The organism is Peteryoungia rhizophila (genome assembly GCF_004912145.1).
Taxonomy (GTDB): Bacteria; Pseudomonadota; Alphaproteobacteria; order Rhizobiales; family Rhizobiaceae; genus Allorhizobium; species Allorhizobium rhizophilum.
This window is the reverse complement of the sequence record NZ_STGT01000010.1, coordinates 15,826-37,733: the sequence shown is the minus strand read 5'-3', so window position 1 is coordinate 37,733 and position 21,908 is coordinate 15,826. Positions and strand designations below refer to the sequence as shown.

The window sequence follows — 21,908 nt, the reverse complement described above, 5'->3', positions numbered from 1 at the left end:
TGGCCATCGCGAAGAAAGGACGGCACCCCCGTTACGGCGCCTCCCCTTCGCAAGGGCAACAGTCACGCTTCGGTACGCGCTTCCGATCGCGCCGGAGATGCGATAGAGACACGCGGCCGCACCCGCCGAGGAGATGATAGAACCGATGACGAGCTATGTATTGACCGTATCCTGCCAGTCGACCCGAGGCATCGTGGCTGCGATTTCGGGTTATCTCGCGGACCAGGGTTGCAACATCGTCGACAGCTCCCAATTCGACGACCTCCACACCGGCCAGTTCTTCATGCGCGTCTCCTTCATCTCGGAGGAAGGTATCGCTGAAGCCAAGCTGGAAAACGGCTTCGTCCCCGTCGCCGAGAAATTCGGCATGAACTGGGAACTGCATGATGCCGCCAAGCGCATGAAGGTGCTGCTGATGGTCTCGCGCTTCGGCCACTGCCTGAACGACCTGCTCTACCGCTGGAAGATCGGCGCACTGCCGATCGACATCGTCGGCGTCGTCTCCAATCATTTCGACTACCAGAAGGTCGTCGTCAATCACGACATCCCCTTCCACCATATTCCGGTGACCAAGGCCAACAAGCTCGAGGCCGAAGCTCGCATCATGGATCTCGTCGAGCAGACCGGCACGGAACTCATCGTGCTCGCCCGCTACATGCAGATCCTGTCCGACCAGATGTGCCAGAAGATGTCCGGCAAGATCATCAACATCCACCACTCGTTCCTGCCGTCGTTCAAAGGGGCAAACCCCTACAAGCAGGCATTCGAGCGCGGCGTGAAGCTGATCGGGGCGACTGCCCATTACGTCACCGCCGACCTCGACGAAGGCCCAATCATCGAGCAGGACGTCGCCCGCATCACCCATGCGCAGTCGGCAGACGACTACGTCTCGATCGGCCGCGATGTCGAAAGCCAGGTGCTGGCGCGAGCCATTCACGCCCACATCCACCACCGAACCTTCATCAACGGCAACCGCACCGTGGTCTTCCCCGCAAGCCCGGGCTCCTACGCCTCCGAGCGCATGGGTTGAAAATGAAGTGGGCGCCAGAAACGGCGCCCATCGTCTTTCCAGCCACGGACCTGCGGGATAGACGCCAAGCAACGCTCTGCTAATCTCCCCTGATGATTCCCAAGGGAGAACCCGTATGGCCGACTCGGCTCTGCTCCAGCGCACCGAATTGCCACGCCCGAACGTCTCGCTTGCCGACGCCAGGTTCATCTTCAACGAATTCTATGGCTTCAGTGGCCCCATACGGGAGCTCGGTAGCCAGCAGGATCGCAATTTCCTGATCGACACCGGCACCGAACGCCTCGTTCTGAAGGTGACGCGCGCGGAATATCCGCACCACGAGCTGGAAGCTCAAAACCTCGCCATGGACCATCTGCGCAGTCTCGACATCGGCTTGCGCATTCCCGAACCGATCGCCGCCCTCACGGGAGACTACATTCCGCAGATCGAGCTCGATGGTGAGCGCTACTGGGTCCGGCTGCTCTCCTATCTCGATGGTCAACCGCTGACGCGACAGAAATACCTCTCGCCCGAGATCGTCGCCGCGCTGGGTGATGTGGTGGCGCGTGTCGCGAGTGGGCTGAAGGATTTCCGCCACATTGGCCTCGAACGCGAACTGCAATGGGATTTGCGGCGCGCCGGCCCTGTTGCGCTGCATCTCCTCAAATCCATCACGGACCAAAAGCAACGAGACCGAATCGCCAAGGCGATGATCATGGCGGTCAAACGAATTCAGCCGCTCGCCTCGGATCTGCGCATCCAGGCCATCCATCACGATATCACCGATGACAATGTCGTCGCGACACCGGCCGCCTCCGGACGCCTCACGCCGGACGGCGTGATCGACTTCGGCGACGTGCTCTATGGCTGGCTGGTGGCCGATCTCGCCGTCACGTGCGCGGCACTGCTACACCATGCCGATGGTGATCCATTTTTCATCTTGCCCGCGGTAAAAGCCTTCCACCAACGTTTCCCGCTCAACGAGGCGGAGCTCAAAGCCCTGTGGCCATTGATCGTCGCACGCGCAGGGGTGCTAGTCGCCAGCAGCGAGCAACAGCTGGCGATCGATCCGGACAACGACTACGTCTTGGGCAATGTCGATCATGAACGGACAATATTCGAGGTCGCCACCTCGGCACCCTACCCGTTGATGGAGGCCGCAATCCTGGACGCAGCCAGCGTGAGCATCGATGCGCCGGAAATCGAGATTTCGCATCCGCTGCTCCCCTCGCTCATGGCTGCCGATTTCCGCCTGACCGACCTCACCGTCACCAGCCCGGACCTGCCGCGCGACAGCTGGGCGGACCAGGAGATCGACTGGAAGCTTCTTGCACGCGCCGCCGTGGAAACCGGTGTCGCCTCGACCCGTTACGGCGAATTCAGGCTCTCCTATACCAAGCCTCTATCTCCGACCCCGCCAGCCACCTTTGCCCTGCATATCGATGTCTGTCTACCCGGCGCGACGGAAGCCTTCGCTCCCTTCGATGGCACCATCGTTCTCGACGGGCATCATCTCATCCTGTCTTCGCATGCCCTGTCGCTGCATCTCGATGGCATCGACTGCAGCCTAGAAGACGGAGCGAGCATCACCGCTGGAGACGCGATCGGCAAAGTGGCTGGTGCCGCCGGTGGCGTTGGCGGTCTGCGCATTCAGCTCTGCCGCGATCCGGATCTCGTTCCTCCGCTCTTTGCGAGGCCCCAGCAGAGCGCCATCTGGCGTCGCATCTGCCCATCTCCCTCTCGCCTGCTCGGCATCGGTGTCGATGCACCAGCCCCCGAAAGCGAGAGCCTGCTGGAGCGCCGCCACAAGAGTTTCGCCAAACCGCAAAAGAACTACTACGCCGACCCGCCGCAGATCGAACGCGGTTGGAAGGAGCACCTCTTCGACGTGAAGGGCCGCGCCTATCTGGACATGGTCAACAACGTCACGATCCTCGGCCACGGCCATCCGCGCCTTTCCGATGCCGTTGGCAGACAGTGGGCAATGCTCAACACCAACTCCCGTTTCCACTATGCTGCCGTTGCGGAGTTTTCGGACCGCCTGGCATCGCTGACACCGGAAGGCCTCGACACGGTATTTCTGGTGAATTCGGGTTCAGAAGCCGTGGATCTGGCCCTGCGTCTAGCCTGGGCCCATAGCGGCCATCGCAATATCCTCAGCCTCTTGGAAGCATATCACGGCTGGACGGTTGCGAGTGATGCCGTCTCGACCTCACTCGCCGACAATCCGCGCGCGCTCGAAACCCGCCCCGACTGGGTTCATCCGGTTATGTCACCCAACACCTACAGGGGCAAACATCGCGGCGACGGATCGACAGAAGCCTATGTCGCAGCTGTGGCCGAAAAGATCGCAGAGATCGAGAACGCGGGCGGCCGGCTCGGCGGCTTCATCGCCGAAAGCGTCTATGGCAATGCGGGCGGCATTCCGCTGCCCCCGGGATACCTACGCGAAGTCTATGCCCTGGTTCATGAACGCGGCGGGCTGTGCATCGCCGACGAAGTACAAGTCGGCTATGGCCGTCTCGGCCACCATTTCTGGGGTTTCGAAGAGCAGGGCGTGGTGCCTGACGTGATCACTGTAGCCAAGGGCATGGGCAACGGCCAGCCGCTCGGCGCCGTGATTACCCGCCGCGAGATCGCCGACAGTCTGGAGAAGGAAGGATACTTTTTCTCTTCATCCGGAGGGAGCCCGGTGAGCTGCGTTGTCGGCATGACGGTACTCGACATCATGCGCGACGAAGGCCTGCAAGAGAACGCACGCGCCACTGGGGACCATCTCAAGGCCCGCCTCGAAGCTCTCGGGCAGCGCTTTCCGCTTGTCGGCGCGGTGCATGGCATGGGTCTGTATCTCGGGCTGGAATTCGTTCGAGATCGGGAGACACTCGAGCCGGCATCGGAGGAGACCGCAGCGATCTGCGACAGGTTGCTTGATCTCGGCGTCATCATGCAACCGACGGGCGATCATCTTAACGTTCTGAAAATAAAGCCGCCGCTCTGCCTGAGCCGCGAAAGTGCGGATTTCTTCGTCGACATGCTGGAAAAGGTGCTTTCTGACGGCTGGTGACAACCCCACAGGCACTACCATCTTCCTAACGCACAGCAGCGAAACGCCACCTTCATGTAAAGGAAGCGCAAAGCGCAAAACTGAGTAGACTAAAAGGCCGCTTCACAGCGTTTTGGAGAGTGGTCTATCTTCGGGCAGGTCACAATGCCGAAGGAATTTCCATGCCCACCATGCCGGAGCAAATCTCCACCCAGCTGCTCATCTGGGCCGTGGCTCTGTTCATCATCAAGCATTTGGTGGCCGACTTCCTTTTCCAGACAAGCTGGATGGCAAAGGGCAAGGAACAACCGAAGAACTGGCTTGCCCCGCTGCTCGCCCATGTCTCGGTGCATGCAGGTGGCACATTGCTTATCGCTCTCTTGCTCGCTCCGCAGCTGGCCTGGCTTGCCGTGATCGATTTCGTAGTGCACGGGCTGATCGACAAGAGCAAGACGCTCATCCAGCAGCGATACCGGTTCAAGGTCGAGCAGGCCGCATACTGGTGGCTACTCGGCACCGACCAGACACTTCATCACCTGACACACCTGGTCTTCGCCGTCTGGATCGCATCGACGGCAATAGCCGGCTGACCGAGGTCTTAAACCCGCGACAATTCCCGGACGATCCACTCGCGAAAGGCGACGAGAGGCGGATACGCTGCCCGTTCACGCGGAAAAGCGAGATAATAGCGTTGTGCGCTCCGCATCGGCCGGTCGACGGCAGGAACCAGATCGCCCCGCGCAAGCTCATCCTGGATCAGGAAGGTCGGCAACAGCGCGACGCCCAGGCCGCCGATCGCCGCTTGAGACGCTGTGGCGAACTGGTCGAAAAGCATGCCGTGCACGCTTTCGAAAACGACACTGTTCTCGGTGAACCACCGCTCCCAGGCATCGGGCCGCGTGGTGAGATGCAGCAGCGACGCAGCGAGCAGATCGGCCGGCTTCTCGATCGCGTGGTTGCGCCTGTAATCGGGGCTGCAGGCCGGAACGGTCTCTTCCTGCATTAAGAGAGTGAGTTCAGCTCCCGGCCAGACCGCATCACCGAAATGGATAGCGGCATCGATGGAATCGAGGCGGAAGTCGAAGGGTGAAAGCCGCGTCACCAGATTGATCGTGATGCCCGGATTGGCCGCCAGGAACTGGCCGAGCCGCGGAGCCAGCCAGCGCGCGCCGAAAGTTGGCAGGATCGCGAGGTTCAACGTTCCACCATGCGGATTGGCGCGCAGGTTGAGCGAAGCGCTCGAAATGCGCCGGAGCGCCTCACGGATCTCGCGAGCATAGCTGTCGCCGGCGACTGTCAGTCGTATCGTCTGCCGTTCGCGCAGGAAGAGTTCGACCTCGAGTTGGTTCTCAAGTGCCTTGATTTGGCGGCTGACGGCACTCTGGGTGAGGTCCAGCTCACGCGCAGCCGCCGTGATGCTCCCCGTCCGGGCCGCAGCCTCGAAGGCGGTCAGTAGGGAAAGCGATGGGAGGAAACGGCGCGCCGGCAGCATTGGTCATGCCTTTTCGGAATGATCTCTTGAGAATTTATCGCTGGAATGGCGTAGAACGGTCTTCTAGAAATCACAAGACTGTACGGGGCGGAATGATATCGGACGTGAACCCATGTCCGGATTGCCAGCCTCCGCACCATGCATACTCCCGGGGCCCATCATGCTGAACGATCCTCGCTCCCACGGACTTTGGGAAAAGACGGCGCCCGCCGCTCCGCTGACGACAGCACTCGAAGGGTCCGCGAAGTCAGACGTCGTGATCATCGGCGGCGGCTACACAGGCCTCTCCGCAGCACTGCACCTCGCAGAAGCCGGCACCAGTGTCATTCTCCTTGAAGCCAAGGAAATCGGCTTCGGCGGCGCCGGTCGCAATGTCGGCCTGATCAATGCCGGCATGTGGGTCATGCCCGACGATCTGCCAGGTGAACTTGGCCCCGTCTATGGCGAACGGCTGCTCGATCTGCTCGGCAACGGACCGCGTACGGTCATGGAATTGATTGACCGGCACGGCATCGAATGCGAACTCGAACGATCAGGGACCCTGCACTGCGCCGTCGGCAGCGCCGGACGCAAGGAAATCGAGGACCGCGCAGAGCAGTGGCAGCGTCGCGCTGCGCCTGTGGACCTACTCGACGAGGCGCAGACCGAGCACAAAATCGGCACCCGTGCCTACGCGGGCTCCCTGCTCGACCGCCGCGCCGGCACGTTGCAACCGCTCGCCTATGCACGTGGCCTCGCCCATGCGGCCGTAAAAGCCGGAGCGGTTCTGCATACGGCAAGCCCGGTTGAAGCCTATGAGAAGACCGCGGACGGCTGGCGGGTAACAACAGCCGTCGGCAGCGTCGATGCCCAATGGATTGTCGTCGCAACCGATGCCTACAGCCACGGCCCCTTCGCCGCCGTGCGCGAAGAACAGGTCCACCTGCCCTATTTCAACTTCGCCACCGTTCCCCTTAGCGACAACCTGCGTAAGTCGATACTGACGGAGCGCCAGGGCTGCTGGGACACGAAGGAAGTGCTCTCCTCCTTCCGCATGGACAAGGCCGGTCGCATGATCTTCGGCAGCGTCGGCGCCTTGCGCGGCACAGGCCTTTCAATCCACCGCGCCTGGGCACAACGCGCGCTGAAGGCGATCTTCCCGCAGATCGGCGACATCGAATTCGAAAGCGAATGGTACGGCCAAATCGGCATGACGACCAATGCTCTGCCGCGCTTCCACAAGTTTGCCCCCGGCGTTATCGGCTTCTCCGGCTACAACGGCCGCGGCATTTCACCGGGCACGGTCTTCGGCAAGACGATTGCAAGCCATATCCTCGGGCAGATATCAGAGGAAGAACTGCCCCTGCCCCTCACCGACCCACAAGCACCAGCCTTCCGCGCCCTGAAGGAAGCATGGTACGAGGCTGGCGCCCAGGTGGCGCATCTGACCGGCGCACGATTTTGAACGAACAAGAACCAGGTAGACCTGACGGAAGGACCACCATGACCCTCGCCACTCTCAAATTCTCCGCCGAAACGGCAATTCTAATGGCAAGCTTCGGCGTCGACGCCAAGGCGCTGACCGGAGGCACGCTTTCGGTTCGCTCGCCGATCAACGGCGAAACCATCGCAGCCGTCGCCGAGATCTCCGCCGACGACACCCGCAAGGCAATCGACGCCGCGCACAAGGCCTTCCTCGAGTGGCGCCTTGTACCGGCCCCGCAGCGCGGCGAATTGATCCGTCTGCTCGGCGAGGAACTGCGCGCCGCCAAGACCGAACTCGGCCGTCTCGTCTCCATCGAAGTCGGCAAGATCACCTCTGAAGGCCTCGGCGAAGTCCAGGAAATGATCGACATCTGCGATTTCGCCGTCGGCCTGTCGCGTCAGCTGTACGGCCTGACGATCGCGACCGAACGCGCAGAACACCGCATGATGGAAACCTGGCACCCGCTCGGCGTCACCGGCATCATCTCGGCCTTCAACTTCCCCGTCGCTGTCTGGTCCTGGAACGCAGCCCTCGCCCTCGTCTGCGGCAACTCCACGATCTGGAAACCCTCGGAAAAGACGCCGCTCACCGCCATCGCCACCCATGCGATCTTCGAAAAGGCCGTGAAGCGCTACAATGCTCAAGGCGGCAAGGCCCCGGCCAATCTCGCGACGCTGCTGATCGGCGGCCGTGACATCGGCGAGATCCTCGTCGATCATCCGAAGGTGCCGTTGATCTCGGCAACTGGCTCGACAGCCATGGGCCGCGCCGTCGGCCCGCGCGTCGCTGCCCGCTTCGGCCGCTCGATCCTCGAACTCGGCGGCAACAATGCCGCCATCGTCGGCCCGACCGCCGATCTCGATCTGACGCTCCGTGGCGTCGCTTTCTCCGCCATGGGCACAGCCGGCCAGCGCTGCACAAGTCTGCGTCGCCTCTTCGTCCACGAGAGCGTTTACGACACGCTGGTGCCGCGCCTGATCAAGGCCTATGGCTCCGTCACCATCGGCAATCCGCTGGAAGCCGGCAACCTGATCGGGCCGCTGATCGACAAGGGCTCCTTTGAGCGCATGCAGCATGCACTCGAAGCCGCCAAGGCAAATGGCGGCAAGGTGCATGGCGGAGATCGCGTCCGCTCTGACGAAGCAGCAGACGCCTTCTACGTGCGCCCGGCCCTCGTCGAAATGCCGGACCAGTGCGGCCCGGTCGTCGAGGAAACCTTCGCGCCGATCCTCTACGTCATCAAGTACAGCGAGTTTGACCAGGCGCTGGCCCTCAACAATGACGTGCCGCAAGGCCTGTCCTCGTCGATCTTCACCAACGACATCCGCGAAGCCGAAGCCTTCGTCTCCGACCGAGGCTCCGATTGCGGTATCGCCAACGTCAATATTGGCCCATCGGGTGCGGAAATCGGTGGCGCCTTCGGTGGCGAGAAGGAAACCGGCGGCGGTCGTGAGTCCGGCTCGGACAGCTGGAAGGCCTATATGCGCCGCCAGACCAACACGGTGAACTACGGTCGCACCCTGCCGCTCGCCCAGGGCGTCAAGTTCGACATCGACTGATATCAGGAGGGCCGGCGGCAATCCGCCGGCCCTCTGCCCCTGCGACAAAGGTCCATGGGCTGGACGCTGGCCTTCGGCCTTGGGATGAGGGAGACTGATGCAGCCGTCACGCGTGAGGGATGCATGTTCGTCGAGGATCAGTCTGCCGCGATCGCCTTTCTCAGAGACCCCGCGAGCCACGGGATAACCGCGCCCGTCGAGGTGATCGAGACCCATATTTCCCTGATCTTTTTAGCGGGCGATAGGGCTTACAAACTCAAGCGGGCCGTAAGGCTACCCTATGCCGATTTCTCGACACTCAAGCTACGACAGCGTTATTGCCAAGCGGAACTCGCGCTCAACATGCGCACGGCACCTGAGATCTATTGCGGCATAAGGGGCATCACGCGAGACGCCTCCGGTAAAACCTCATTTGACGGCGATGGCAGGACAATCGACTACGTCGTCGAGATGCATCGCTTTGCCCAGGACCTGCTGTTCGATCACATGGCGGAGTGCGGCCAGCTGTCCAAGCCTCTGATGGAAGAGACTGCCGAACGCATTGCGGACTTTCACAAGAGTGCCGAGATCCTGCATTCGGGCAGTGGCCGGGAGAACCTTTCTGCGGTACTCGACATCAATCATGCAGCCTTTTCAGCAGTGACCCTCTTTTCGGCGCAAGAGTCGGAGTATCTGACGCGACTTTTCCGCAACGCCCTCGACCGCCATGGACAACTGCTCGACGAGCGCGAGCGCGCCGGCATGATCCGCCACTGCCACGGCGATCTTCATCTCCACAACATCTTCCTCGGTCCAGAAGGACCACGGATGTTCGACTGCATCGACTTCAACGATCACCTTGCGACAACCGACATCCTCTATGACCTTGCTTTTCTGCTGACGGACCTTTGGCACCGCGACTTGCCGGACTTCGCCAATGCGGTCGTCAACCGATATCTCGACAGGACTGGAGACGATGCGGGTTACGGCCTTTTCCCATTCCTACTCGCGCTGAGGGCCGCGATCCGCGCCCATGTCGGCGCGACGCAGTTGCGGGATCTGGGAGACCAGACGGGACATGCGGCCGAAGAAGCGCGAGCCTACAGAGACCTGGCGCAATCCTTGCTGCAGGACAAAGAACCGATACTGATCGCAATCGGCGGCTTGAGCGGCTCTGGCAAATCGACGCTTGCCGAAGCGATGGCCCCTCATCTGGGCCTCGCGCCAGGAGCGCGGCTTCTCGAAAGCGATCGCCTTCGCCGCGCAATGCTCCGCTATTCCAGGGGCACGCCGATGCCGGCCGAAGCCTATCGGCCGGACGTATCTGCGAAGGTCTATGCTGCCTTGGTCGAAAAGGCCGAACTGGTCACTCGTGCAGGCGGATCGGTGGTCGCCAATGCTGTTTTCACCAATGCGGAGGAGCGGCAAGCCATTGAGCAAGTCGCGAAAAAATCCGGTCTCCGCTTCGTCGGCCTCTGGCTGGAGGCCGACCAGTCGATCCTGCGGTCCCGTATCGAAACGCGCCCCGTCACCGACTCCGACGCTACGGTCACAGTCCTGGATCAGCAGCTATCACGTGGCACCGGCGAGATCAGCTGGACACGATTAGATGCAGGAAGGCCCCGCGCGCTTGTGGCCAGCGAAGCGATGTCGCTTCTGGCGGAAGATCGCCTCAGCGAAGATTGAACCGCACCGGAGCCGTAATCGTCTTATTGACACCTTCAGGGGGTGCCGGGACCGGAGAAGCCGCCCGCACCATGTCCAATACGGCACTGTCGAGCGTTTGGGATCCCGACGAGCGGGACAACGAGACCGAAAGCACATTCCCTGAATCGTCGATCCGGAAGCGCACATAGACCGTGCCCTCTTCGCGGTTGCTGCGCGCGGCGCTGGGATAACGCTTACGCCGCTCGAGATGCGACATCAGCCGCGACTGCCATCGTGCTGGCGAAACGCTGCGACCGGAACCATTGGCCGTCGCCGAAGCTGCATTGCGGGTCGACTGGGCCACCTCGGCCTTGGCCGTGCGCGCAGCCTGGCTAGCCGGCGGCTGAACCTGCTTCTTCACCACTTTCTTCGGCGCGGGTTCTTTCTTCTTTTCTACAGCCGGCTTGGGCACCGGCGGCCGCATCATGGGGATCGGAACCTCGACATTCTCGAGTTCCGCCATCACCATCTGCTCGACCGGGTCGATCTCCGGCGGCGGTTCGGGCAAGGGTTCGGGTTCGATCACGGGAGGCGGTTCAGGCAGCGCCTCCGTCACTTCCGGCTCGGGCTCAGGCTCCGGCAAGGGAGGCTCTGGCAAAGGCTGCTCAACCGGTTCTGGGACAGGCTCCGGCAAAGGCTCACTGCTCGCAGTCTTCACTTCTTCGGCGTCGACCTGCTCGGTCGAGATCTCGTTTTCTTCGGTGATGACAGCTTCGGGTTCGGGCGCAAGCTCGATCATGATCGCGGGCGGCGGCCCGCTGTCGGCAACGACCATCTCGGGCTCGCGCAGGAGGACAGCAACGGCGCCCGCATGCGCGGTGGCAATCAAAAGGCCGGCCGTAGTCCACAACAGCCCCTCGCCGATGGCGCGCTTCGTGGAGCGGGGCTCGATCATGGCGCGGTCTCCGCCGGCGTAGGCGCGGGCGCCGGATCTGCCTGCGGCTGTTGCGCTGCCGGCAGGCTTTCCAGACCGACGAGCGCAATCTTCAGGTAACCCGCATCCCGCAACAGGTTCATGACTTCCATGAACTGGCCATAGTCCACAGTCTTGTCGGCGCGCAGGAAGACGCGGGCATCCTTGTTGCCCTCGGTCATCCTGTCGAGCGATGCGCCGAGGCCTTCGCGGGCAACAGTGTCATTGCCGAGCGACAGGCTCATGTCTTCCTTCAGCGTCACGTAGACGGGCTCATCCGGCCGCTCGGCGGGCTTCGCCGTCGACGCCGGCAGATCCACATTCACGTCGACCGTCGAGAGCGGGGCCGCGACCATGAAGATGATCAGCAACACAAGCATGACGTCGATGAACGGCGTCACATTGATCTCGTGGTTCTCGACCAGATCGTCGCCTGAACTGTTTTCGCGGATACCACCGGCCATCAGTTCACTCCGCCGCCATCGCCATTGTCGCCTGGGTAATCCGGGCACTCTTCCGGAAGTCGAGATCACGGCTGACGAGGCGCTCGATGCCGGCGCCGGAATCGGCGAGCAGCTGGCGGTATCCCGTCACGGACCGGGCAAACACGTTGTAGATGATGACGGCCGGAATGGCAGCGACCAAGCCAACGGCCGTCGCGAGCAGCGCTTCTGCGATACCCGGCGCCACGACCGCGAGATTGGTCGTCTGTGTCTCGGCAATGCCGATGAAGGAGTTCATGATGCCCCAGACGGTACCGAACAGGCCGACGAACGGCGCCGTCGAGCCGATGCTCGCGAGAACGCCGGTACCGTTCGACATCTGGCGTCCGGCGCGGGCCTCGATCCGCGCCAGCGCCGAAGCTACACGGTCCTTCACCCCGTCACCACCGACCTGGTCGATAGCGGCGTCAGAGAGGCTCATTTCATGCTGCGCCGCGCGCACCATGGTTGCCACCACACCACCGCGCTTTTCGAGCGCCTGCAGCGCATCCTGCAACTGGCGCGCCTGGGTCACGGCCTTCAGGCCACGCTTTGCCCGCGCCCGCGCTCCGAAGAGCTGAAGCGACTTGGCAAGCCAGACAGTCCAAGTGAGGATCGAGGCGAATGCCAGCGAAATCATCACCGATTTCACGACCCAGTCCGCGGCCATGAACATGCCTTCGGGCGAAAGGTCGTGCGGAAGACCTGTATCGGCGGCGGCTGGCGGCGGGTCGGCAGCGGCAGGCGTTGACGGCATCTGAGCATCCACAGCGGGTTCGACTCCGGTGGCATCCGTACCGGTCGCCGGCACAGGAGCCGGCACTTGTGCAGCTGTCGGAGCGATCGGCGTGTCCGTCGCAGTTGGTGCCACTGTCTCGTTCAAGACAGGTGCAGCCAGATCGGGCGAAACCATGGGTGGGGCCGCCGTAGGGGGCTCGGCACCTTGTCTGTCAGTTGTCGACGGAGCTGCCGGAGCTGTCTCCGTCGTCACCTGTGGGACAACGATCGGAGGCTCGCCGACGACGGGGGTCGTCTCCTGCGCCTGAACGGCTGCAGCAGACAGAAGTATAGTCAGCAGAAGGCCAAATCGCTTGAGCGAAGGTCCCGAATGAGTGAGCGGCATTGGGAGCTCCTTTTAAATCTAATGATAAAAATCAGGCGCCGTGGGCCGCGCCTTCACGTTGCCCTCCAATATAAAACTTGATTATCGGTGACAAGTAATAAAACAAACCATGCGCGGTTTTCCCGCGGAGGTGATCAAGCCGACTGGGCTCAGCCGCGCCGCGTCTCACGCTCGAACAGGTCGAACACGTCACCGCGACGGCAAAGCTCGGTTCCGGCGGTCATCACCGTGGCCGCCCCTGCAGCCTGGCCAAACCGGAACGCCTCCTCGACATCCCACCCCTCGGCCAGCGCCCAGACCATACCAGCGACGAAACTGTCCCCCGCTCCGGTCGCGGAATTCACGGGAACGTCAATGGCCGGCAGCCTGATGATCCGATCCGCGGCGGCAAGAACAGCCCCATCTCCACCGAGCGTGACCGCGATGTATTGGGCCGCACCGGTCCGAACATAGTCCTGCGCCGCAGGTCCGACCTCATCATGTGTCAGCTTCCGCCCAAGAAACGCCTCGAACTCACCCAGGCTCGGCTTCACCAAATACATCTGCGATCGAGACAGCGCCTCCGATAAAGGAAGCCCGGACGTGTCCAGTACCAGCCGCGCGCCTTTGGAGGCGACGATCTCGGCAAGCTGCACATAGGTATCGTCGGGCAGGCCACGTGGCAGGCTGCCACTCGCCACGACGACTTCGGCATCGCTCGCCTTGATCGCTTCGAAGAGGGGAGCCAGTTCGCTGGCCGTCACGAGCGGCCCTTCCGGCACGAAGCGATACTCGAGATTGGTGGATGTCTCATGCACCGCATACGCAACGCGCACCGGATCCTTTATCGGGAAAGGTCGGGCGGCAATCGGCAGCCGCTTCAGCATGGCTTCGAGCAGTTCGCCGGTTGCGCCACCGGAGAGGAACATCAACTCACACGTACCGCCGAGCGTTGCGATCACACGTGCCACATTGACGCCACCGCCGCCCGGAAACTGCTGCTGATTATGCGTGCGTGTCTTGTGCGTGTGGCGCACGACCTCGGCATCGCTGGAGATATCGATGGCCGGATTGAGAGCGAGGCAGAGAATTTTCGTCATCGAGTAACCACCAGCTGGAAATGTGGAGCGGAGACTGCCGCATCCATGCGACAGATCTAGGACAACCGAAAGCAGGCTCGCAACCCGGTCGAAAGCAGCATGCACCCAACCAGCGTGTCCGTTCAGCGTTCCTTCCACGACGAAACGCTGAACACAGAGATCCCGGAGCAGGGATTGTCTTTACTCTGCGAGACATTACCTTCGCTGCGCATAACCGAGGAAAGTTTCATGTATACCGGCATTGTCCAGACCGTCGCCCCGATCAAGTCCATCACCCGTCATGATGGATACACCACCTTCTTCATCGAGTTGCCAGAACGATTGATGGTCGATCTGCAGATCGGCGCAAGCGTCAACGTGGAAGGTGTTTGCCTCTCCGTCACATCGATGGACGGTCCGATCGTGACCTTCGACGCGATGGATGCGACGCTGGAGCGAACCAATCTCGGCGTTCTTAAGACAGGCGATAGCGTGAATATCGAACGCTCGGCCAAACCGACCGACGAAAACGGCGGGCACAATATTGCCGGGCACATTGCGACGATTGCCGAACTCGTAGGCGCGAAGATGGAAATGCCGGGCGCCCATATCCGCTTCCGGGTGCCCGAAGACTGGGCCAAATACGTCTTTAAGCGCGGCTATCTTGCCGTAAACGGTGCCAGCCTGACGGTCGCCGAAGCGGAAGGCGACGAGTTCACGATCAACCTCATCCCGGAAACCCTTCGCCAGACGACATTTCCGCGCTACAAGCCCGGCGATGCGTTGAACATCGAAGTCGATCACCAGACCATGGTGATGGTTGACGTTGTGGAACGCACCCTCGAACGCTTGATGATGAAGCGCACCTGACGCTCGACCGAACTCAATGGCGACTGTGCGGCCTTGAGGGAACGTCGTTCAGGAGTGCTACGAGCACTTGGCGATAGTCAGCGGGTTTCGCCGCGCATAGCTCCGGCGGAATTCCTTTTTCCTCGATCTCCTTTATCGCCGATCCCGATACGATACGAAACGGAATGCCATTTCGGCGCAGCTTCTGCACGATCGGCGTAACCGCTCCATCCTTGACCATGAAGTCTAGGATGGCACCCGAGATATGCTCGGTGTCGAGGATCTCGAGCGCGTCGCGCACGGTTTCTGTCGTGATCACATTGACGCCGGCCCGCGCAACGGCGTCGGCAGCATCCATGGAGATGAAAACATCGTCTTCAACGATGAGAATCGTATCGATAGCGAGGGCCTGTCCTGGTCGCATCTTGTGTCTCCTTTTGCCATCACAACGCCGCTCATCGCGCTTTGTTCAGATTTTCGTAAAATGCCAAATTATATGGTAAACAATGCCTTAAGTGGAACAACGCGCTCCATCACTGCAAACCGCATGCTTCGAGAAACGCGCGCCCACTCTGCACCGGTGGAACAACCCGACATTCCCGACGTTTCTCCGGCAACTCAAATCGGGAGACAAGTCATGCAGATCATCGGCACCGAAATCAGTGAAGCCCAGGGCGCGAATGAGGGCTTTCTCGTCGAGTTTCTCGGCGATGGCGGAGAGCGTGTTTCCGTCCGCCTCGCCAAGTCGGAGAATGGTGGCTTGAGCCGAGAGAATGCCCTGGTCAAAGCCCAGGTCGTATTGCTCCAGGCCAGCCGGTTCGGTCTTGCGGAAGAGGGCGGTGAGGACGCAACATCCGAGCCCAGCGATGCTGTCGAAAGCCTGCGCCAGGAGCAGGGTGAACGCGGTCGTGGCGATAGCGAACTGGAGGAGGGCTTGGAGGACACCTTCCCGGCGAGCGATCCGGTATCCGCAACGCACACCTCGACCGCCGGCGTGTCCGAAAACAAACATTGATTATAGGAGATGGGCACCAAACGGTGCCCATCAATCGCAACATGCCATCAGAACTCACGAGTTTTGGCACGCCCACCAGCATGGCGCTCTCAGCCATCATCATCCGGCTGCTGATTGCCCTTGCATGCGGTGCTGCCATTGGCTTCGAGCGGGAATGGCGTTCGCACGCGGCGGGTTTGCGTACCCATATTCTCGTCTGCCTTTCAGCAGCGATCGTCGCCATACTGACGATCGAAATCACGCATCATTCAGCGTTTTCCCGGGATGCGATCCGCCTCGACCCGATCCGCCTCATTGAGGCGGTCACGGCTGGCGTAGCCTTCCTCGCCGCGGGGATGATCGTTTTCAACAAGGGTGAGGTGAAAGGGCTGACCACCGGCGCCGGCCTATGGTTTGCCGGCTCGATCGGCCTCGCCTGTGGGCTGGGCTTCTGGCAGATCGGCCTGATTGCGACACTCTTCGCGGTCAGCGTCCTCTGGCTCATTCATCGGCTCGAAAATCATCTGCCCCTGCCACCCCGCGATCCGGATTGACCACGGAACGCAAGGTCGAAATCACCGCAGAAGGCTCTGGCCTCCATCCACCCAGATCGGCGTTCCCGTCACGTGGCGGGAAGCACCGGATGCAAGGAAGGCAATGACATCGGCCACTTCGGCAGCAGTGCCGGCCTCTCCCCCTGTCAGCGGAATATCGCCTTCCGGAAACACGACCGGCACTTCGGCCTGACGCTTCTTCCGCGTCCGGGTATTATCATCGATTTCCGTATCGATCGCGCCAGGGCATACAGCATTGATCCGGATGCCGTAGCGGCCGAGTTCGAGAGCGAGCTGTTGGACCATCGCGAGTTGAGCCGCCTTCGTCGCGGAGTATGCCGTTGCGCCGGGCGTTGTGAAAGTCCGCGTGCCGTTGATCGATGAGACGACGATGATGGAACCACCGCCCCTTTTCATATGGGGTACGGTGTGGTGCAGCGTCAGATAGGTTCCCCTGAGATTGACGGCGACAGTGCTGTCGAATTCCTCCGGCTTCAAATCGTCGATCGGCGCCCATGTTCCATTGATGCCCGCATTGACGACAACGATATGCAGACCCTTTCGTGCCTCCAGCAGGAGCCGGACAGCCTCTGACATCGCGTCCGCGTTGCTGACATCAGCCACAAGCACCTTTCCGTCTCCACCGACCGCCCGGATCTCCACCAACGTCTCTTGCAGTTCATCTTCCGTCCTACCAAGCAGGCCGACGAATGCGCCGCCCCTAGCCAGGCGCAGGGCGGCGGCCTTTCCAATTCCGGAACCGGCGCCGGTCACCAGAGCTGTATTCTCTTCAAACTCCGCGAGGCTCATGAGCGATCCTCGGCATGCTCGGGCTTACCCTTGCGCTGAGTGGAGGCGAGATCCTCCAATTCCTTCTCGCTCATGCTTTTCTCCATGCTGCGGGATGCCCCTTTCAGTTCGGATTTCTTGGTATCGCCGCGCTTGACGGATAGTGCTGCACCCGCAGCTTTCTGTTGAGCTTTTGATTTGGCTGGCATGAAGAGCTCCTCGGATGACCCCCCGCAAGGTGGCATGACCGAGAAACCCGTCAGCGTCCTCGAAGGTTCCCGCAGGCTAGCGCCGGGAACAAAGCCACGCGCTGGCGAATTAAGCTGCGCAACGCCACACATTCGAGGATCAAATGGACGCCAAGAGCACGCATTTCACCGTCATGCCCGGCGAGTGGCACCAACTCGGAGCGTGCTTCGATGGCGACGGCACCAATTTTGCACTCTTCTCTGCCCATGCCGAACGCGTTGAACTCTGCCTGTTCGACGAGAATGGCAGCGTTGAAATCGAACGGATCGAGCTGCCGGAATACACAAATGAAGTCTGGCACGGCTATCTACCGGGCGTGAAACCGGGCCAGCTCTATGGTTATCGAGTACACGGCCCTTACGACCCCGAAAGCGGCCATCGCTTCAACCCGAACAAACTGCTCATGGACCCTTACGCGCGTGATCTCGTCGGCGATTTCACCTGGTCGAAGGCGCATTTCGGCTACGATCTCGACGCCGAGGAAAAGGATCTGTCCTTCAACGATCTGGACAGCGCGCCTTGCTCGCCGAAGTGCCGTGTCGTGGATTCCGCCGAGAGCCGGCTCTACAACGGCTTCAACCGTATCCCCTGGGCCGAGACGATCGTCTACGAAACGCATGTCAAGGGCTTCACCAAGCTGAACCCGGCCATCCCCGAGGAGCTTCGTGGCACATTCGAAGGGCTGGGCCACAAGGTCGCTGTCGACTACGTAAAGAGCCTGGGCATCACGTCGATCGAACTGCTGCCGGTGCATGCCTTCCCAGATGACAGCCATCTCATGGACAAGGGCCTGAACAATTTCTGGGGCTACAACACAATCGGCTTCTTCTCGCCCGCCAGCCGCTACTATGGTCCCAAGGGTCTCGCCGGCTTCCGCGACATGGTGCGCGCTTTCCACGACGCCGGTATCGAGGTCATTCTCGACGTCGTCTACAACCACACGGCCGAAGGCAATGAACTCGGCCCGACCCTGTCCTTCAAGGGCATCGACAATTTCTCCTACTACCGGACGATGCCCGACAATCATCGCTACTACATCAACGACACGGGCACGGGGAACACCGTCAACACCTCTCATCCGCGCGTCTTGCAGATGGTGATGGACAGCCTACGCTACTGGGCCGAGGAAATGCATGTCGACGGCTTCCGCTTCGATCTCGGGACGATTCTGGGCCGCGAACCCGAAGGGTTCGATCAGCGCGGCGGCTTCTTCGATGCCGTCACGCAGGATCCAATCCTTTCCAAGGTCAAGTTGATCGGCGAGCCCTGGGACATCGGACCGGGTGGCTACCAGGTAGGCGGTTTCCCACCCGGCTGGGCCGAATGGAACGACAAATATCGTGATTCCACCCGCGAATATTGGTTGAACGCCGACAACACGTCGCAGGATTTTGCCGCACGGCTGCTCGGCTCGGGCGACATCTACGACCTGCGTGGCCGCCGCCCCTGGGCAAGCGTCAATTTCATCACTGCCCATGACGGCTTCACCCTCAACGACCTCGTTTCCTACGACCAGAAGCACAACGAGGCCAATGGCGAAGACAACAGGGACGGCCACGACCACAATCGCAGCCACAACTACGGCCATGAGGGACCAACCGAGGACGAGGGGATCAACGCGATCCGCGAACGTCAGAAGCGCAACTTCCTGGCAACGCTCTTCTTCTCGCATGGCACGCCGATGCTGCTCGCCGGCGACGAATTCGGCCGCTCGCAGATGGGCAACAACAACGGCTATTGCCAGGACAGCGAGATCAGCTGGTTGCATTGGGGAGACCTGCCGCAGGGCTGCGAGGATCTCAGGGAATTCAGCCAGCGCCTCATTGCATTGCGCAAGGCGCAACCGCTGCTGCGTCGCGCGAACTGGCGCGACGGCATGAACATCGATTGGTACAATGTCGATGGTGGCCACCAGGAAGCCGAGCACTGGCTGGACGGCAATCCCCTCGCCCTGAAGCTGCAGCGTCGCGACCTGGAGGGAGAGGATGGCGTCTGGCCTGAAATCCTGCTCCTGTTCAACCCGATCGCAGAAGACATCGATTTTGCCTTGCCCGACACCGGCGGCGGAAGCTGGCAGCTTGAGCTGACCACCTTCGACACAGAACGAAGAGGCGATGTCGCCGAGGAAGGCCACACTTTCGGCCTTCAAGCGCGATCCCTAGCGCTCTTCCGGCGGGTCTGAACCTGCCGCTCAATCCTGCGAGGCCCTCTGGAGAACCTCGAAATCATAGAGCTGCCCGGCGACGGAGATACGCCGGGCGGAGATGACCACCGACACGACAGCTCCGAACGCATCGCGGACCTCGCCGCGCATGCCGGTATATCCTCCGTCCCGGTCGAGGAGCATGAGGCGCTCGGTTCGCGCCTCGCTGCCGGAAACAACGCCAGACGCGACCATTTCGCTGCCACGGATCTCGTCCCAGCTCTTCCCGACCAGATCGAGATAGGCCTGATTCACGCGGACATAACGGGAGCTTTTCTGTCCGATACTGGAGATCGAGAAGGCGACCGGAGAGAGCTCGAAGAGAGCCTGGATCACGGGCCCTGAAAGGGCGGTCGCTTCCGCCTGCTCGATGACCTCTCGAGAGATCAGCTTGTCCTCGTTCGCCGCAGAAATCTCGTAGTCGGCCGGCATGGCCAATTCGTCCCGGAGAACAGCGACGAACCGCCAGAGATCCACTTCCAGGAACTGCGGTTTGTGCGTGTCATTGACGCCTTCCAGCAGCGCTGGCAGCGCCACGATGGCGCTCGACAGACGTTGGGTTTCCTTGGGGCTGCGAGCCTCGTCGAGCAGCGTCTGCAACTTGCCAAGCGCTATTGCGTGCAAGAGCGCATAGGCCTGCTGCAACTTCTCGGACCGTTCGGCTTCCACTTCTTGGAGGGGGCGAGAACCATCGGCAACGGGCAGTGCCTCGAGCAAGGCCCAGATATTGCGCTCCTGTGGACACTCCTCGTTCTGGGCTACTCCCTGCGGCGCATAACGAATGAGGCTGAGGATCGTCTCGACACCGAAACTGTTCACGTCGGCAGACACGGCTTGACCGTTGTCGCCGGCTCTGAGCGCCGTCAGACGCGTTGGCCCACCATTATCATCGAAATAGACAGAGACTTCTGAGACAGTTTCCGGAAATTCGAGCCAGGGATGTTCACTGCGAAACGCCGTCAGCGCAGCAGCGTCGAGAACTGTCAGAGCATACATGGACACCTCCTCCACAATTGGCTGGGAGTGCCCTGCACCCGCATCCCGCTCTATAGAGCAGGAATCGCCTTACATCAGCATAAAGCAAATTACCGGGCTTCTGCACGCGTTTCTACGAGCCCACAAGTATATGAATGTTTATGCTGGTAAGGAGTGGCTTCGAAATTGTCGCAAGAATGCGACATCCCGACGCCGAACAATTGGTGTGCTCGGGCGCCGGAACGTTCTTTGCGAGAGCAGAACTCAGAAGAAGGCCTGAATGCCTGTCTGGGCGCGGCCCAGGATCAGCGCATGTACGTCATGCGTGCCTTCGTAGGTGTTGACGGTTTCCAGGTTCTGCGCGTGGCGCATCACGTGGTATTCGATCTGGATGCCGTTGCCGCCGTGCATGTCGCGAGCCATGCGGGCGATGTCGAGCGCCTTGCCGCAATTGTTGCGCTTGACGATCGAGATCATCTCCGGCGCGAACTGGTGTTCGTCCATCAGCCGACCGACGCGCAGCGAGCCGAGCAGACCGAGCGCAATTTCCGTCTGCATGTCGGCGAGCTTCTTCTGAAAGAGCTGCGTGCCGGCGAGCGGTTTGCCGAACTGCTTGCGGTCGAGGCCATACTGACGGGCACGGTGCCAGCAATCTTCGGCCGCACCAAGAACACCCCAGGAGATGCCATAGCGAGCGCGGTTAAGGCAGCCGAACGGCCCTTTGAGACCTGACACGTTGGGCAGAAGCGCATCTTCGCCAACTTCGACGCCATCCATGACGATTTCGCCGGTGACGGACGCGCGCAGCGAGAGCTTGCCGCCGATCTTCGGCGCCGAGAGGCCCTTCATGCCCTTTTCAAGAATGAAGCCGCGGATCTCGCCGCCATGCGCCTCGGACTTCGCCCAGACGACGAAGACATCGGCGATCGGGGAATTGGAGATCCACATCTTGGCGCCGCGCAGGCGATAACCGCCCTCGATCTTCTCGGCGCGTGTCTTCATGCCGCCCGGATCCGAGCCTGCATCCGGTTCGGTCAGGCCAAAGCAGCCGATGAGTTCGCCTGATACGAGGCCCGGCAGATACTTGTCCTTCTGCTCTTCCGAGCCGTAGGCGTAGATCGGATAGATGACCAGCGACGACTGAACGCTCATCATCGAGCGATAGCCAGAGTCGATGCGCTCGATCTCACGCGCGACGAGGCCGTAGGACACATAATTGGCACCGGCCGCACCATATTTCTCCGGCAGCGTGACACCGAGAAGTCCGGCCTGCCCCATCAGGCGGAAAAGCTCCGGCTCGACGGTTTCACCGAGATAGGCGTCTGAGACCCGCGGCGCGAGCTCGGCCTGAGCGAAGGCTGCTGCTGCATCCTGGATCATCCGTTCGTCCTCGTTCAGGACCTCGGACATCAGGAAAGGATCACTCCAGGAAAAGGGCTGCATCTCGCTCATCGGTCTCATCCAT

The 21,908-nt window shown here is 61.2% G+C and carries 20 protein-coding genes; 10 read left to right on the top strand and 10 right to left on the bottom strand.

What is annotated here, in order from left to right; genetic code table 11:
- Positions 1-145 precede the first annotated feature (145 nt).
- From purU to E9677_RS24730, 3 genes are all read left to right on the top strand, one after another.
- Entirely contained in the window at positions 146-1,030 is an 885-nt protein-coding gene (purU, locus tag E9677_RS24740) for a formyltetrahydrofolate deformylase (RefSeq protein ID WP_136560737.1), read from the top strand.
- A gap of 115 nt (positions 1,031-1,145) precedes the next feature.
- Positions 1,146-4,073: an aminotransferase gene (locus E9677_RS24735; RefSeq protein WP_136560736.1), complete on the top strand. Its 2,928-nt coding sequence runs from the start codon at positions 1,146-1,148 to the stop codon at positions 4,071-4,073.
- A 161-nt stretch (positions 4,074-4,234) separates the two neighbouring features.
- Complete coding sequence (locus E9677_RS24730) at positions 4,235-4,642, top strand: DUF3307 domain-containing protein (protein WP_136560735.1); 408 nt, start codon at positions 4,235-4,237, stop codon at positions 4,640-4,642.
- 8 nt (positions 4,643-4,650) lie between these two features.
- Here the strand turns inward: E9677_RS24730 and E9677_RS24725 are convergent, their stop codons facing one another.
- Positions 4,651-5,544, bottom strand: coding sequence for a LysR family transcriptional regulator (locus E9677_RS24725; RefSeq protein ID WP_136560734.1), 894 nt, complete (start codon positions 5,542-5,544; stop codon positions 4,651-4,653).
- A 160-nt stretch (positions 5,545-5,704) separates the two neighbouring features.
- Here E9677_RS24725 and E9677_RS24720 point away from each other — a divergent pair, with 160 nt between their 5' ends.
- The 3 genes from E9677_RS24720 (at position 5,705) to E9677_RS24710 (ending at position 10,233) form a co-directional block, all read left to right on the top strand.
- The gene (locus tag E9677_RS24720) at positions 5,705-6,988 is read left to right on the top strand and encodes an NAD(P)/FAD-dependent oxidoreductase (RefSeq protein ID WP_136560733.1); all 1,284 of its coding nucleotides are present in this window, start codon (positions 5,705-5,707) and stop codon (positions 6,986-6,988) included.
- 38 nt (positions 6,989-7,026) lie between these two features.
- On the top strand, positions 7,027-8,568 hold the full coding sequence (gene amaB / locus E9677_RS24715) for an L-piperidine-6-carboxylate dehydrogenase (protein ID WP_136560732.1): 1,542 nt from the start codon (positions 7,027-7,029) through the stop codon (positions 8,566-8,568).
- Between the two features lie 123 nt (positions 8,569-8,691).
- Positions 8,692-10,233 (top strand): bifunctional aminoglycoside phosphotransferase/ATP-binding protein, encoded by a 1,542-nt coding sequence (locus tag E9677_RS24710; protein WP_136560731.1) that lies wholly within the window; start codon positions 8,692-8,694, stop codon positions 10,231-10,233.
- On the opposite strand, the gene E9677_RS24705 is transcribed toward E9677_RS24710, so the two are convergent.
- From E9677_RS24705 to E9677_RS24690, 4 genes are all read right to left on the bottom strand, one after another.
- Complete coding sequence (locus tag E9677_RS24705; RefSeq protein ID WP_136560730.1) at positions 10,220-11,149, bottom strand: energy transducer TonB; 930 nt, start codon at positions 11,147-11,149, stop codon at positions 10,220-10,222. The genes E9677_RS24710 and E9677_RS24705 overlap by 14 nt on opposite strands.
- Positions 11,146-11,631, bottom strand: coding sequence for a TonB system transport protein ExbD (gene exbD / locus E9677_RS24700; protein WP_136560729.1), 486 nt, complete (start codon positions 11,629-11,631; stop codon positions 11,146-11,148). The genes E9677_RS24705 and exbD overlap by 4 nt, the downstream gene beginning before the upstream one ends.
- Before the next feature lie 4 nt (positions 11,632-11,635).
- Positions 11,636-12,772, bottom strand: a complete 1,137-nt coding sequence (gene exbB / locus E9677_RS24695; RefSeq protein WP_136560728.1) for a tonB-system energizer ExbB — start codon at positions 12,770-12,772, stop codon at positions 11,636-11,638.
- A 149-nt stretch (positions 12,773-12,921) separates the two neighbouring features.
- On the bottom strand, positions 12,922-13,851 hold the full coding sequence (locus tag E9677_RS24690) for a 1-phosphofructokinase family hexose kinase (RefSeq protein WP_136560727.1): 930 nt from the start codon (positions 13,849-13,851) through the stop codon (positions 12,922-12,924).
- Between the two features lie 228 nt (positions 13,852-14,079).
- Between E9677_RS24690 and E9677_RS24685 the strand changes: the two genes are divergently transcribed.
- Positions 14,080-14,700, top strand: a complete 621-nt coding sequence (locus E9677_RS24685; protein ID WP_136560726.1) for a riboflavin synthase subunit alpha — start codon at positions 14,080-14,082, stop codon at positions 14,698-14,700.
- A 13-nt stretch (positions 14,701-14,713) separates the two neighbouring features.
- Here E9677_RS24685 and E9677_RS24680 read toward each other — a convergent pair whose 3' ends face one another.
- Entirely contained in the window at positions 14,714-15,103 is a 390-nt protein-coding gene (locus E9677_RS24680) for a response regulator (protein WP_136560725.1), read from the bottom strand.
- A 213-nt stretch (positions 15,104-15,316) separates the two neighbouring features.
- On the opposite strand from E9677_RS24680, the gene E9677_RS24675 reads away from it, so the two are divergent.
- Positions 15,317-15,694: a hypothetical protein gene (locus E9677_RS24675; RefSeq protein ID WP_136560724.1), complete on the top strand. Its 378-nt coding sequence runs from the start codon at positions 15,317-15,319 to the stop codon at positions 15,692-15,694.
- 23 nt (positions 15,695-15,717) lie between these two features.
- On the top strand, positions 15,718-16,227 hold the full coding sequence (locus E9677_RS24670) for an MgtC/SapB family protein (RefSeq protein ID WP_408014781.1): 510 nt from the start codon (positions 15,718-15,720) through the stop codon (positions 16,225-16,227).
- A gap of 21 nt (positions 16,228-16,248) precedes the next feature.
- Here the strand turns inward: E9677_RS24670 and E9677_RS24665 are convergent, their stop codons facing one another.
- Together E9677_RS24665 and E9677_RS24660 are read right to left on the bottom strand one after the other, a co-directional pair.
- Positions 16,249-17,037, bottom strand: coding sequence for an SDR family oxidoreductase (locus E9677_RS24665; RefSeq protein WP_136560723.1), 789 nt, complete (start codon positions 17,035-17,037; stop codon positions 16,249-16,251).
- Entirely contained in the window at positions 17,034-17,225 is a 192-nt protein-coding gene (locus tag E9677_RS24660; protein WP_136560722.1) for a DUF3008 family protein, read from the bottom strand. The genes E9677_RS24665 and E9677_RS24660 overlap by 4 nt, the downstream gene beginning before the upstream one ends.
- 143 nt (positions 17,226-17,368) lie before the next feature.
- Here E9677_RS24660 and glgX point away from each other — a divergent pair, with 143 nt between their 5' ends.
- The gene (glgX, locus tag E9677_RS24655; RefSeq protein ID WP_205910196.1) at positions 17,369-19,447 is read left to right on the top strand and encodes a glycogen debranching protein GlgX; all 2,079 of its coding nucleotides are present in this window, start codon (positions 17,369-17,371) and stop codon (positions 19,445-19,447) included.
- Positions 19,448-19,456: 9 nt separating this feature from the next.
- On the opposite strand, the gene E9677_RS24650 is transcribed toward glgX, so the two are convergent.
- Together E9677_RS24650 and E9677_RS24645 are read right to left on the bottom strand one after the other, a co-directional pair.
- Positions 19,457-20,464 carry a PAS domain-containing protein gene (locus E9677_RS24650; protein WP_136560721.1) on the bottom strand — a complete coding sequence of 336 codons (1,008 nt, stop codon included), beginning with the start codon at positions 20,462-20,464 and terminating at the stop codon, positions 19,457-19,459.
- 243 nt (positions 20,465-20,707) lie between these two features.
- The gene (locus tag E9677_RS24645) at positions 20,708-21,895 is read right to left on the bottom strand and encodes an acyl-CoA dehydrogenase (RefSeq protein ID WP_136560720.1); all 1,188 of its coding nucleotides are present in this window, start codon (positions 21,893-21,895) and stop codon (positions 20,708-20,710) included.
- Positions 21,896-21,908: the final 13 nt, after the last annotated feature.

Coding starts and splice junctions, on each gene's coding strand:
- E9677_RS24725 (WP_136560734.1), bottom strand. CDS start 5,544: ATGCTGCCGGCGCGCCGTTTCCTCCCATCGCTTTCCCTACTGACCGCC.
- E9677_RS24675 (WP_136560724.1), top strand. CDS start 15,317: ATGCAGATCATCGGCACCGAAATCAGTGAAGCCCAGGGCGCGAATGAG.
- E9677_RS24705 (WP_136560730.1), bottom strand. CDS start 11,149: ATGATCGAGCCCCGCTCCACGAAGCGCGCCATCGGCGAGGGGCTGTTG.
- E9677_RS24720 (WP_136560733.1), top strand. CDS start 5,705: ATGCTGAACGATCCTCGCTCCCACGGACTTTGGGAAAAGACGGCGCCC.
- E9677_RS24680 (WP_136560725.1), bottom strand. CDS start 15,103: ATGCGACCAGGACAGGCCCTCGCTATCGATACGATTCTCATCGTTGAA.
- E9677_RS24690 (WP_136560727.1), bottom strand. CDS start 13,851: ATGACGAAAATTCTCTGCCTCGCTCTCAATCCGGCCATCGATATCTCC.
- E9677_RS24650 (WP_136560721.1), bottom strand. CDS start 20,464: ATGTATGCTCTGACAGTTCTCGACGCTGCTGCGCTGACGGCGTTTCGC.
- E9677_RS24645 (WP_136560720.1), bottom strand. CDS start 21,895: ATGAGCGAGATGCAGCCCTTTTCCTGGAGTGATCCTTTCCTGATGTCC.
- E9677_RS24685 (WP_136560726.1), top strand. CDS start 14,080: ATGTATACCGGCATTGTCCAGACCGTCGCCCCGATCAAGTCCATCACC.
- E9677_RS24735 (WP_136560736.1), top strand. CDS start 1,146: ATGGCCGACTCGGCTCTGCTCCAGCGCACCGAATTGCCACGCCCGAAC.
- E9677_RS24710 (WP_136560731.1), top strand. CDS start 8,692: ATGTTCGTCGAGGATCAGTCTGCCGCGATCGCCTTTCTCAGAGACCCC.
- E9677_RS24665 (WP_136560723.1), bottom strand. CDS start 17,037: ATGAGCCTCGCGGAGTTTGAAGAGAATACAGCTCTGGTGACCGGCGCC.
- E9677_RS24730 (WP_136560735.1), top strand. CDS start 4,235: ATGCCCACCATGCCGGAGCAAATCTCCACCCAGCTGCTCATCTGGGCC.
- purU (WP_136560737.1), top strand. CDS start 146: ATGACGAGCTATGTATTGACCGTATCCTGCCAGTCGACCCGAGGCATC.
- glgX (WP_205910196.1), top strand. CDS start 17,369: ATGGACGCCAAGAGCACGCATTTCACCGTCATGCCCGGCGAGTGGCAC.
- E9677_RS24660 (WP_136560722.1), bottom strand. CDS start 17,225: ATGCCAGCCAAATCAAAAGCTCAACAGAAAGCTGCGGGTGCAGCACTA.
- exbD (WP_136560729.1), bottom strand. CDS start 11,631: ATGGCCGGTGGTATCCGCGAAAACAGTTCAGGCGACGATCTGGTCGAG.
- amaB (WP_136560732.1), top strand. CDS start 7,027: ATGACCCTCGCCACTCTCAAATTCTCCGCCGAAACGGCAATTCTAATG.
- exbB (WP_136560728.1), bottom strand. CDS start 12,772: ATGCCGCTCACTCATTCGGGACCTTCGCTCAAGCGATTTGGCCTTCTG.